The 11,995-nt window shown below is 67.8% G+C and carries 10 protein-coding genes and 1 pseudogene; 9 read left to right on the top strand and 2 right to left on the bottom strand.

The annotated features are described in order from the left end of the window. The first annotated feature begins 154 nt into the window (after positions 1–154). Together ABT078_RS19145 and ABT078_RS19140 are read left to right on the top strand one after the other, a co-directional pair. Entirely contained in the window at positions 155–772 is a 618-nt protein-coding gene (locus ABT078_RS19145) for a malonic semialdehyde reductase (RefSeq protein WP_502981251.1), read from the top strand. Between the two features lie 291 nt (positions 773–1,063). Next, a complete protein-coding gene (locus ABT078_RS19140; RefSeq protein WP_351229128.1) occupies positions 1,064–1,399 on the top strand; it encodes an antibiotic biosynthesis monooxygenase in 336 nt (111 codons plus the stop codon). A gap of 422 nt (positions 1,400–1,821) precedes the next feature. Here the strand turns inward: ABT078_RS19140 and ABT078_RS19135 are convergent. After that, positions 1,822–2,307, bottom strand: a pseudogene (locus ABT078_RS19135) (HoxN/HupN/NixA family nickel/cobalt transporter); the annotation flags it as partial. 493 nt (positions 2,308–2,800) lie between these two features. Next, positions 2,801–3,232, bottom strand: a complete 432-nt coding sequence (locus tag ABT078_RS19130) for a hypothetical protein (RefSeq protein ID WP_351229126.1) — start codon at positions 3,230–3,232, stop codon at positions 2,801–2,803. A 595-nt stretch (positions 3,233–3,827) separates the two neighbouring features. On the opposite strand from ABT078_RS19130, the gene ABT078_RS19125 reads away from it, so the two are divergent. The 7 genes from ABT078_RS19125 to ABT078_RS19090 all read left to right on the top strand — a co-directional run bounded on the left by ABT078_RS19125 (position 3,828) and on the right by ABT078_RS19090 (position 11,980). Further along, the gene (locus ABT078_RS19125; RefSeq protein WP_351229120.1) at positions 3,828–4,457 is read left to right on the top strand and encodes a hypothetical protein; all 630 of its coding nucleotides are present in this window, start codon (positions 3,828–3,830) and stop codon (positions 4,455–4,457) included. Positions 4,458–5,043: 586 nt separating this feature from the next. Then, positions 5,044–6,555 (top strand): MFS transporter, encoded by a 1,512-nt coding sequence (locus ABT078_RS19115; protein WP_351229124.1) that lies wholly within the window; start codon positions 5,044–5,046, stop codon positions 6,553–6,555. A 134-nt stretch (positions 6,556–6,689) separates the two neighbouring features. Further along, positions 6,690–7,277: a TetR/AcrR family transcriptional regulator gene (locus tag ABT078_RS19110; protein WP_351229122.1), complete on the top strand. Its 588-nt coding sequence runs from the start codon at positions 6,690–6,692 to the stop codon at positions 7,275–7,277. A gap of 379 nt (positions 7,278–7,656) precedes the next feature. Beyond that, positions 7,657–8,286 (top strand): hypothetical protein, encoded by a 630-nt coding sequence (locus ABT078_RS19105; RefSeq protein ID WP_351229120.1) that lies wholly within the window; start codon positions 7,657–7,659, stop codon positions 8,284–8,286. Positions 8,287–8,376: 90 nt separating this feature from the next. Beyond that, positions 8,377–9,705, top strand: a complete 1,329-nt coding sequence (locus tag ABT078_RS19100) for a Dyp-type peroxidase (RefSeq protein ID WP_351229118.1) — start codon at positions 8,377–8,379, stop codon at positions 9,703–9,705. Between the two features lie 35 nt (positions 9,706–9,740). Then, positions 9,741–10,910 carry a DUF4331 family protein gene (locus ABT078_RS19095; protein ID WP_351229116.1) on the top strand — a complete coding sequence of 390 codons (1,170 nt, stop codon included), beginning with the start codon at positions 9,741–9,743 and terminating at the stop codon, positions 10,908–10,910. After that, a complete protein-coding gene (locus ABT078_RS19090) occupies positions 10,907–11,980 on the top strand; it encodes a tetratricopeptide repeat protein (protein ID WP_351229114.1) in 1,074 nt (357 codons plus the stop codon). The genes ABT078_RS19095 and ABT078_RS19090 overlap by 4 nt, the downstream gene beginning before the upstream one ends. Positions 11,981–11,995 lie beyond the last annotated feature (15 nt).

Raw genomic sequence — 11,995 nt, 5'->3', positions numbered from 1 at the left:
CGTACTACGTGTGGACGCAGGCGAACTCAGTGACGTCCGCCTGTGCCGTGGATCGCACATCTGACGATCACCGTGGGTTCGTCCTAACGGAACACGACCGTTCGCCCCGGCACCACACCATCCGCACAACCGAAGTAAGAGAGAAACTATGAGCATGACCGACCGCGCGCCGCAGGCCCTCGATGTCCTTGATGACGCCGGGCGAAAGGTGCTGTTCACCGAGGCCCGCACCGCGAACACCTTTGCCGAGGTGGCCGTTGCCGACGACGACCTCGCCATGATCTGGGAACTCGCCCGCTGGTCGCCGAGCGCCGCCAACGGTCAGCCTCTGCGTGTGCTCTTCGTGCGCACCCGCGAGGGTAAGGAGCGACTGGTCCGGCATCTCGACGAGGGCAACAGGGCCAAGACGCTCACTGCGCCGGCCGTGGCGATCCTGGCGTACGACGTCGACTTCCACGAGCAGATGCCGACCGTCTTCCCGGCCCGCGGCGACATGCTGCGAGCGGCGTTCGCCGACCAGAACGAGGCGCGCGAGAGCATCGCGGCCTACAACTCGGCACTGCAGACCGGGGTCTTCCTACTCGCAGTGCGCGCAGCGGGGCTCGCGGCTGGCCCCATGGCGGGCTTCAACAAGGCTGGCGTGGACGAGGAGTTCTTCGCCGGTACCAGCTGGCGTTCGCATCTGGTGGTCAACATCGGTCACCCCGGTGCCGACCCGTGGTTCCCGCGGCTGCCCCGCGTGCCCGTTGAGGACGCCGTCGCCTGGGCCTGACGGCACTGCCGCCGGCTGGTTGCGCGGGATCGGGATCCGAAGTCCGAGCACCCGAGCGCGGTCGGCGTAGAGGTGAGAGGTGCCATGTCGTGGGCGCCGGTGCTCTCTTGAGTACCGGCGCCCACTTTTCACCCCTGCCGAGGTGGCGAAGCCGACGAAGCGTGGGGCCGCTGGTACCGACACTGCCGCCACTGCCCGAATATTCGGCGTCCGGCAGATGTGGTGCACGTACCTACGGGGGATGCGAAGCTCGCGCCAACGCCAGCGGTACGGTTCTGCTCGATCAAGAAAATGATCACTGGGCGGATCAGAGAAGAGGTTCGCGTCATGTTTGCGGTCATATACCGGTGGCGGCTACACCAGGGCAAAGAGCAGCAGTTCGCGTCGAGTTGGGACCGGATGACAGAGAAGATCCATGACCATTGCGGCAGCTACGGATCCCGCCTGCACCAAGCCGATGACGGCACCTGGGTCGCTTACGCACGCTGGCCGGACGCCTCTGCCCGCGAGCGGTGCCCGGGCGTCGATCCAGAAGCCCTTTCATCGATGCGTGAGGCGATCGCAGAGTCTCTCCCTGAGATTCGCTGCCATGTGATCGACGATCTGCTCGCCGAACCGCGCGGCTAGTCAACGCCTCCGCTCGGCCGTCTCTGGGCCGTGCGGAGGCGCTCAACGGCGACCAACGCTGACACCCGTCGACAGCTCAGCCACAGGTCACGGCGTTGATCGGTTAGGCGGGCGACACGCTCGATCCGTCGGCGGGCGCGCTCAGGGTTCGGGTAGCGGCGGTGGCTCACGAGGAGGCTGGTGATGGCGCTCCTGAAAGCGACCACTCGGTGCGGCGACCGTGCACGACGACGGCCCTGCGCCGGTCCGCCCTCTTTGCCGCTCCGTGGGTGCCTTCCTCACGGTCCCCGGTGGCCCGTCCGCCGACGTCCACCGGGGACCGCCCTGGCTCAGCCCAGCGCCGCGGTCGCGTCGGACGGAGCGCGCTCGGCGCCCTCCGGATCGGCGGACCGCGGGGTGCGCAGAGCGAACGCCGCGACGAGCAGCAATACGACCACGAAGGCGGCACTGAGCGCGTACGCGAGCCGGAAGCCGCTGGTGAGCGCGTCCACCTGGCTCTTGTGGTCCGTGAGGAGCGACGCGGTCCGGGAGGCGGCTACGGTCGCCAGTACGGCGGTGCCGAGTGAGGCGCCGCCCAGGGAGAACCAGAAGCCGACCGACAGGGGACGTCGGCCCTCCTCCATGAGTTTGCGGGTGGTGTTGTCGATCGCGGCGACGTGGTCGGCGTCGAAGGCGTGTCGCATGCCTAAGGTGCAGGCGGTCACCCCGATGCCGATCCCGAAGCTCTTGGTACCCAGGCTGTGGTGCTCTGGGGCCACGATCGCCACCAGCGTGAACCACCCGACGACGTGAAGCGCGGTGATGAAGGCGGCCATGCCGGCGGCGCGGGCCCACTCAGCACGCCTCGAGCCGGATATGCGTCGCCATCGGGAACGGAGGCTGCCGGTGGCCACGGGCGCGGCTGTCATGTGAGGTCTTCCCTCACTATTGAAAGAACGTGATCAGCGGTGCGTAGATCTCGCTGCGGCGGCGGCCGTTCATCGTCTCGATCTCGTCGCTCGAGGGTGGGGGGCGATTCGCCAAGGCGCGGAAAGCTGCCGCCAGTTGACTCACACGGTCCTGCCAGGGCGTCGATCGCGAGTTTGCGCATGGGGAGCGTCTTCGATCCCGTCGGCGTCAATGAGGCGCAGCGCCAAGGCATGGATGCCGTCCATAGTGAGACCGGGAGCCAGTACGCGACGAGGCGGAGAGACTGCAAGGTCTGGCGTCGAACGACACCGGCAAAATCGCAGAGGTCACGACGAGTGCAGGCAGGAGGGTGCCGTTGAGCCCCTCCTGCCTGCCGCCCCGGACACGGTCACGAGTCGCTGATCCTTAAATCAGCTCGCCGCCTCCCTACCGCCAACGGGTATCACCGGCGACGTGCACGGTCTGAGGCCACCCGTGCCAACGGCGCCTGTCTCACCGGTTGTCGCGGCCCCGGTCGGACCGGTTCGAGTCGCGGTCGTTCCGGTCCCAGTCGCGGTTGGACCGGTTCGAGTCGCGGTCGTTCCGGTCCCAGTCGTAGCGGTAGGACCTGTCGTGCTTCCAGCCGCAGTCCTCGTCATCCCAGTAGTAGAAGTGACCACGACGGTCGTACTGGACCGAGTCCGTGTGGCAGTCGCTGTGGTGTCGGGTGCGGTATCCGTCCCAGCGGTAGTCCCCCTCGGAGTTGTGCCGGTAGGCCACACGGTCCCCGCGGTAGTCGTCGGCCTTGACGCTGATGGTCGGGCGCTGCACGTGCGCAGACTCAGGAACCGCGGCCGAGGCGGTGCCCCCGGCGCCGAGCACGGCTCCACCCGCGACCGCGGCGGAGGCGGCAGCGAGAGAAATGCGCTTCGTGAGCTTCCTCATGGTTATCTCCTTCGTGTTGGCGTCGTCCGCAAGCCCAGCGATTGCTTATGCGGGTAGTGCGGTGCGCCATCTATGTCGAAGCCGCATCGACGAGCACCCCTTGTGAGGGCACAGCCGGCGGCCACCAGTCGAAACAGAGGCCGCCGATTCGGGCGGCACTCCTTCTGCGTTCCATACGCTGTATGGAAGTCCAGTGATATCAGGGATTGTCCGCAAATGTCCAACTCGGGGGTTCTCGGCACTGAGGCGCAGCTCACCGGATCTGGTTGCGGCCTGGGCGCGCCGGCCTGCTGGGCAGCCGAGACGTGGCTTGCGGCGGACCGACGGCCGTGCGGTCGTCGGGTGCTCCGTTGATGCCGTCCTCGGTCTGCGCGCCGAGGTCGACTCGCGAACACCAGAGCTGCCTGCTCCTGCGGTCGCATAGGAACTGAAGGGACTGGCGTGACGCAGGCCTCTCTGAGACAAGTTGACTCATAGACTCTCTGTGAGTCAATCTGTCTCACACAGGGGTTGCGAAAAGCCAGATATCGCGACTATCCACAGATTTCGCTAATGCCATCGCATTCGCGCACGAGGTCTCTAAATGGAGGAAACCATGACCGCTACGACCACGAAGAAGGCGGGCAAGGGCAACACCGACGGTGTCGTCTCCGAGATGGCCACCTACTTCCACGTCAAGCCGGGGCACGAGCAGGAGGTGGCGGCGGCCTGCCAGCGGATGGTCGAAGCCCTGAAGCAGGCCCCCATGGCCGCCACCATCAAGACCGGTCTGCGGGACACGCGCCACGTGCTCTTCAACAACGGCACGGAGCTGCTGTGGGCCACCACCTTCGAGACCGAGTGGGCCCCCTACATCGACGACGCGTTCCTGACCGTCGGCTTCGAGCACTTCGTGGACTGGATGCAGCACACCATCGAGTGGGACACCAAGATCGCCCCGTGGATCGAGGAGTCCGGCGGCCTTGAGTCGCTCACGGGCGACAAGACGCGCGAGGGCTTCGAGGAGCACATCCTCGCGAACATGGCCGGCATGAGGCAGATCCTGCAGGACGGGCAGCAGAAGGCAGCCGCCTACTGGAACCCGGTCAGCTTCCTGACGATGTCGGAGATCACCAAGGCCGAGCGGATCAACGCCGCCTTCCAGGAGGTCCTGGACGACCCCGCCGCCGAGGAGGCCCTCCAGCACCCGGCCCTCCAGCCGCTGCTCGCCCAGGCCGCCAGCTGACCACCACACACCCCGGAGGGGGCACCACCCCCGCCCCCTCCACGACCCGCGTGACCACGTCGACACCCTGCCCACCCTCCAGGTGTGGGGCCTCGACCAGGGGTGAGTCGCGGGCGACAGCGCCCGGGTTCCCGACCTGGCCGTCGGAGAGGGCGCGTGGTGCCCGCCCAGCGCGCAGCGCGCCGTGCGTCAGGCCCCGGTGCTCGCCGACAACGTGGTCGCGGCTCTGTGCAGCAGGCCGCTGAAGGAGTAGTCGCACAAGAACCTGGGCGCGGCGGCCGGCGTCGGCCTCCACAAGGGCGTCGCGATCCCCTTCAACAGGATCAAGCTCAAGGGCCGCCTGGCGTGGTGGTTCCACCGCCTCTACCACGGCAGCCGTGTGCCGACGCTGAACCGCAATATGCGCGTGTTCGTGGACTGGATCCTGGCCTCTCCTGAAGCGGGAGGCCGTCGGCCTCATCGAACTGGGGCACCCGCGCGACCCGTTCACCGAGGCACGCCGTCCCACGGCCGTACCTGATCTCTCCGCCCGCTTTTTCCTTTCTCTTTCCGCCGTACCCCGTTCGCTGCCTGGAGGGCTGTCCCCATGTCCCAGAACGCCATCGCCGCCGCTCGCGGCGCTGAGACCGCACCGGAGAATCTGCCTGTCGACCCGTCACACCAGCGCCGCTGGTGGATCCTGGTGGTCATTTCTCTCGCCCAGCTGATGGGAGTCCTCGACGGCACCATCGTGAACATCGCTCTGCCGTCCGCCCAGCGCGACCTGGGCTTCTCGGACGCCGACCGGCAGTGGGTGGTTACCGCCTACGCGCTGGCCTTCGGCAGCCTGCTGCTACTCGGCGGCCGGGTCGCAGACCTGGTCGGGCGGAAGGTGACCTTCCTGGTGGGTCTGACCGGCTTCGCGGCCGCTTCCATACTGGGAGGCGCGGCGAACGGTTTCGGCATGCTCGTCACCGCGCGCGCGATCCAGGGCCTGTTCGCTGCCCTGCTGGCCCCGTCCGCGCTGTCGCTCCTGATGACCACCTTCACCGATCCGCGCGAGCGGGCGAAGGCCTTCACCGTCGCAGGCTCGGTCGCAGGTGCGGGTGGAGCCATCGGCCTGATCCTTGGCGGGGTGCTGACCCAGTACCTGGACTGGCGCTGGACCATGTACGTCAACGTGGTGTTCGCGGTGGTGGCGTTCGTCGGTGGCGCAGCCCTGCTGCACCGCACCCCGCGGGACGCATCCTCGAAGCTCGACGTCCCCGGCACCATGCTGGTCTCCGCCGGCTTGTTCTGCCTGGTCTACGGTTTCTCGAACGCCGAGACGCAAGGCTGGGGTTCGGTGGCGACGTGGGGCATGCTGGCGGCCGGTGCCGTACTGGTGGCCCTCTTCGTCTGGCGGCAGAGCAGGGCGGCATATCCGCTGCTGCCCCTGCGGGTCCTGCTGGACCGTAACCGCGGCGCCTCCTTCGCCGCCCTCTTCGTCACTGGCGCGGGCATGTTCGGCGTGTTCCTGTTCCTGACCTACTACCTGCAGCAGAGCCTCGGTTACAGCGCCCTGAAGGCCGGCTTCGCCTTCCTGCCGATGATCGTGGCATCGTCGTCTGCCTCCGCCGTGGCCAACAACGTCCTGGTGCCCCGCATAGGACCTAAGCCGGTGGTACCACTAGGCATGGCCATTGCGGCCGCCGGCCTGGTTTGGATGACCACGCTGGACCTGAACAGCGGATACGTGACGCAGGTACTGCCACAGCTGGTGCTGGTCGGCGTCGGGTTGGGCACGGTCATCGCGCCCGCGATAAGCCTTGCCACCTCCGGCGTGGCCGCGGCCGACGCCGGAGCCGCGTCCGCCGCCGTCAATACCGTCCAACAGGTCGGCGGATCCATAGGCGTCGCCCTGCTCAGCACGATGGCCTCCGAAGCAGTAACCGACCACCTCTCAGGCCGCAACCCCAAGGACCCCGGCGTTCTGGCCCAGGCCGGCCTGGAGGGCTACTCCACCGCCTACTGGTGGTCGGCGGCCATCTTCGTCATCGGCCTGGGCGTGACCGCCCTGCTCTACCGCCGCGGTGTGCCCCAGCAGGACGAGAACGTTGCACCTGTCGTTCACATGTGACCGATGACCGGGTCTGTCTGAGAGGGCGCGGGCCGTGTTGTAGTCACCTGCTGCGACCATCTGCCGTGCAAATGAGACGTGATGTCTCATAGTAAACTGCAAGCCGTATCGTCTCACAGAAGGGAAACGGAAAGGTGGAAGACAAAATTGATCCGCGTCTGTTGCGCAGTCGTGAGGCCATGGTCTCGGCGGCCACTGCGTTGCTCACGGAAGGCGGGCTGGAGGCCGTAACGCATCAAGCGGTTGCCGCCCGTGCCGGCGTCGGCAGGGCCACCGTCTATCGGCACTGGCCCGGCCTTCTCGACCTACGCCTGGCCGCGCTGGAAGCCGGCATGCCGCCTTTGCCTCCAATGCCTGAGGAGCTTCGGGTTGCTTCGGGCAATGATCCGCGAGCGGAGCTCGTTCACCGTCTGGGCGTGCTTGCCGAGCGGTGGGACGACGAGCAAGCAGGCGCCGTCCTCGCTGCGGTCCTCGGCGGCTCACGGCATGACGAAGGCATGCGCCGCCTCCGGGATTCGCTGCTGAACCAGATCGCCGATGCCCTGCGTCCCGCTGTTGCCGAGGCTGTGGAGCGCGGCCAGCTCCGGCCCGACGTCACCCCCGAGACCTTTGCCATGGCTACCGCGGGCCCCCTGTTCTTCGAGCGCTTTCTCGCCGGGAACCGCCTGGGGCGTGACACTGTGGACGCCGTTGTGGATGCCGCCATGCGGGGCTGGTCCTAGCGTCGTCGAGTCCCCGGCGCGGCTGGATGTCCGCCGTTCGGCCGGGGCTGATCAAGGTGGCAGTCCTTCGCGTCCATGCAGAGCTGCGAGGGTCCTGTCACCTCCGGGTTCCCCGACGCTTCAGTGGCAGTCGGCCGAACCTGTCGGCACCAACCGATCGGTTCACAGTCCGGTGTGGGTGAGTGTCGTCGATCCGATCGCTGCTCGCCTTTGAACTGAACCGGTATGACGCAGGTCACTCTGAGACAAGTTGACTCATAGACTCTCTGTGAGTCAATCTGTCTCACACAGGGGTTGCGAAAAGCCAGATATCGCGACTATCCACAGATTTCGCTAATGCCATCGCATTCGCGCACGAGGTCTCTAAATGGAGGAAACCATGACCGCTACGACCACGAAGAAGGCGGGCAAGGGCAACACCGACGGTGTCGTCTCCGAGATGGCCACCTACTTCCACGTCAAGCCGGGGCACGAGCAGGAGGTGGCGGCGGCCTGCCAGCGGATGGTCGAAGCCCTGAAGCAGGCCCCCATGGCCGCCACCATCAAGACCGGTCTGCGGGACACGCGCCACGTGCTCTTCAACAACGGCACGGAGCTGCTGTGGGCCACCACCTTCGAGACCGAGTGGGCCCCCTACATCGACGACGCGTTCCTGACCGTCGGCTTCGAGCACTTCGTGGACTGGATGCAGCACACCATCGAGTGGGACACCAAGATCGCCCCGTGGATCGAGGAGTCCGGCGGCCTTGAGTCGCTCACGGGCGACAAGACGCGCGAGGGCTTCGAGGAGCACATCCTCGCGAACATGGCCGGCATGAGGCAGATCCTGCAGGACGGGCAGCAGAAGGCAGCCGCCTACTGGAACCCGGTCAGCTTCCTGACGATGTCGGAGATCACCAAGGCCGAGCGGATCAACGCCGCCTTCCAGGAGGTCCTGGACGACCCCGCCGCCGAGGAGGCCCTCCAGCACCCGGCCCTCCAGCCGCTGCTCGCCCAGGCCGCCAGCTGACCACCACACACCCCGGAGGGGGCACCACCCCCGCCCCCTCCACGACCCGCGTGACGACTCCGTCCACGCAAGACAGTTCTGGAAGGCATCATGAGCATCGAGAAGGGCAGCGCCCTAGAGCTCGGCGACATCCAGGCCGCTGCTCTCCAGCCACGGCCGACGCCCTACGCGGGCTTCTACCTGGCCTTGCGCATCGACGACCGGCGGCAGGGGCGCGAGCTGCTGCGGCGGCTCACCCCTGTCCTCGACTCGGTCGCCTCGTTCGACCCCGAGCGTCAGGTCTCGCTCGCCGTGGCACTCAGCTTCCAGGGCCTCAAAGCCTTGGGGGTGCCCGAGGAGTCGCTGGCCACCTTCCCGGAGGAATTCCGGGAGGGCATGGCCGCGCGGGCGGAGTACATCGGGGACGTCGGGGAAAGCGCGCCGGAGAACTGGGAGGGCCCGCTCGGTTCAAACGACGTGCACCTCATCCTGGCCGGACTCGCCCCGGATACGGCCCGCCTGGAGACGGTCCTCCTCCTGGCCCGCGACGCCCTGCGCGATCTGCCCGGCGTCGTTGCCATCTGGCAGCAGGACGTGCACGTCGGACCGGACGAGAAGGAACCGTTCGGCTTCCGGGACGGCATCGGCCAGCCGGCGATCGAGGGCACGGGGATCCCCGGCACCAATCCGTACGAAGCGCCCCTCAGGGCCGGCGAGTTCGTTCTCGGATACAAGGACGAGACCCACGGCATCGCACCCGTTCCGCAGCCCGAGGTGCTCGGGCGCAACGGAACGTACGTGGCCTTCCGCAAGCTGCACACGCGAGTTGCCGACTTCCGTCAGTACCTCCGCGACCGTGCCAAAGACCCCGCCGACGAGGAACTGCTGGCGGCCAAGTTCGTCGGTCGCTGGCCCAGTGGTGCCCCGCTGACGCTGACGCCGGACAAGGACGACCCGGAACTCGGTGCCGATCCCAAGCGCAACAACGCGTTCATGTACGGCGACGACCCGGAGGGCCTCAAGTGCCCGGTGGGCGCCCACGCCCGGCGGATGAACCCGCGGGACGCGGTCGTCACCGGCGAGGTGCGTCTGCACCGCATGATCCGGCGCGGTACGACCTATGGCCCGCCGCTGCCCAAGGGAGTGCTGCAGGACGACGGCACCGACCGCGGCATCATGTTCGCCTTTGTCGGAGCGCACCTGGACCGGCAGTTCGAGTTCGTCCAGCGACAGTGGGTGAACGACGGCAAGTTCATCGGGGCGCCCGCGGAGAAGGACCCGCTGATCGGCGTGAACGACGACGGCGGATTCACCGTCCCGCGCAAACCGATCCGCCGCCGCTTCAAGGGCCTGCCGCCGTTCGTCGTCAACAGGGGCGGCGAGTACTGCTTCATGCCCGGACTGTCGGCGCTGCGCTGGATCGCCGACCTCGACACCTGACATCCCCCACAAGAACACGACAAGGAGCGTTTCTCATGGCTGACCACTTCTCCGGGCCGCGTGCCATCGCCGACCCTGCGTCCGACATCTGCGACGTGTACGCCTTCCCGAGCCCGGAGCGGCCGGGGAAGCTGGTGCTCGTCCTCAACGTGCTCCCGGCCTCGGCCCCTACGGCCCTGTTCTCCGACGCGATCACTCACCGCTTCCGCGTCCGGCCGATCACATCCGTGAGCGAGGGCGCGGCTGCGGCATTCAATGTCGGCGCGGACGAGTACGTCTTCGATTTCACCTTCGATGCACCCCAGAAGGTCGACGGCACGGACACCCTGGTGCAGATGGGCACGTGCCAGGCGCCCGACGGCCGGAAGGTCGCCTTCCAGGTCGGCAACGAGGTGCCCACCGAGGCCGAGGGACTGAAGATCTTCGCCGGGTCGCGGCTCGACCCGTTCTTCATCGACTTCGTGGGCGTGATGGTCACCGAGGCGACGGGGACGCTGGGCTTCAGGTCTGATGCCAGCAACGTTCTGCAGGGCCTGAACGTGCTGAGCATCGTGCTTGAAGTCGACGCCGCGGTGCTCGGCCCGGCCGCCGGCTCGCTGGTGGCGGTCGTCGGCGAAACGCTGACTTCCGCTGGACGGCCGTTCCGGCTGGAGCGCATGGGCCGGCCGGAAATCAAGAACGTGGTCATGTCGCCCAAGAAGTTCGACACCGTCAACAGCGATCTGGAGATCCGCGACCTCTTCAACGAGGAGGACGCCTTCAGCATGCGGCCCGACTATGCGGGCACCTACCGCGCACGGCTCAATGCCAACCTGGCCTTCTACGACGGCCTGGACGGCAAGACCGCTTGGCCGCTGGACGAGCAGGGTGCTCACCCGCTGACCGAGCTGCTGCTGGCGGACTTCCTCGTCGTCGACCTGTCCAAGCCTTTCTCCGAGGACGGCTGTTTCGAGATCGAGACGGCCCTGCTCGCGGGCCGCCCGCACACGACCTGCGGTGGCCGGTCGCTGAACGACGACATCGTGGACACCCTCTTCACGCTGCTGGTGGGCGGCATCGACGGTGAGCGCATCAGTGACGGCGTCGACCAGCCGACTCAGCTGGCCACCCGCAGCTTCCCCTACCTGAACGCTCCCAACCCGACACCGCCGGACCTGGGGGCCCGCCTGGCCGCGCTGGCCCCTCCCGGGGAGGCAGCGGCATGACCGGGGCGTCTCCACAGGAGTGCGAGCCGGTTACGACGAGTGGCACCATCGCCGTAACGAATCTGCACGGGCAGATCGACGGCCTGGCCGTACGGCTCAGCCGTGCGGGTACGGGGGAGGGGCCGGCGGCTCCGTTGGCGGTGGCGCAAGGGGCGAGTCTGATCGACCTCCTCAACCTCCGAGGCCACATCCTGGGCCGCGTCGCCGACTACGAACGGGCCGCGGAGCTCGCTGAGCGGCTCGTGCACGTTGCACCCGAGGACGGCACGGCCCTGCTCGCCCGCGCCAGGACGCGGGCGACCCTGCACCGCTTCGCCGAGGCCGTTGCCGACCTCGGCGCAGCGGGCCGCAGCGGCGCGGACGAGGCCGCACTGGACGCGGAACGCGCCGTCGTCTTGCAGGCCCTCGGCTGCTACGCGGATGCCATGGCCCTGATCCGCAAAGCGGCGAAGCGGCAGAGCGACTTCACGACGCTCGGCGCGCTCGCCGTACTTCAGGCCGAGCGCGGGGAGGTCACCGAGGCAGAGCAGCTGTTCGGCGATGCGAGGCGCCACTATCGGGGGACCTCGCCGTTCCCACTCGCCCAGCTGGACTTCCGACGCGGTGTGATGTGGCACCGCGAGGGCGACCTCGATGCGGCCCGCTCGTGCTACGAGGCCGCCCGGCGCCGGGTGCCCGACTACGCGCCGGCACTGGGCCACCTGGCCGAGGTCGAGCTGCTGCGCGGAGATCCTCCGGCCGCCGTCGCCCTCCTGCGTCCCCTCACCCGGACCAGCGACGACCCCGAGTACGCCAGCCACCTCGCGGCCGCGTTGCACGCAGGCGGCCGCGTCCACGAGGCGAAACAGTGGCGCGAGCGCGCGGTGGCGGGTTACGACGATCTGGTGGTGCGCCACCCGGAGGCTTACGCCGACCACGCGGCCGACTTCTGGCTCACCGTGGGGGCCGATGCCGGCAGGGGGCTCGAACTGGCCCTACAGAACCTCACATTCCGTCAGACGGCCCGTGCACATGCCCTGTTCCAGCGAGCTGTCCTCGCGCAGGACCAGGTTGCAGAGGCTGCCCTATAGCCGCCGAGCGGCTAT

The organism is Streptomyces sp. NPDC002133, from assembly GCF_040296405.1.
Classification (GTDB): Bacteria; Actinomycetota; Actinomycetes; order Streptomycetales; family Streptomycetaceae; genus Streptomyces.
This window is presented reverse-complemented; position numbering and strand designations above follow the sequence as displayed.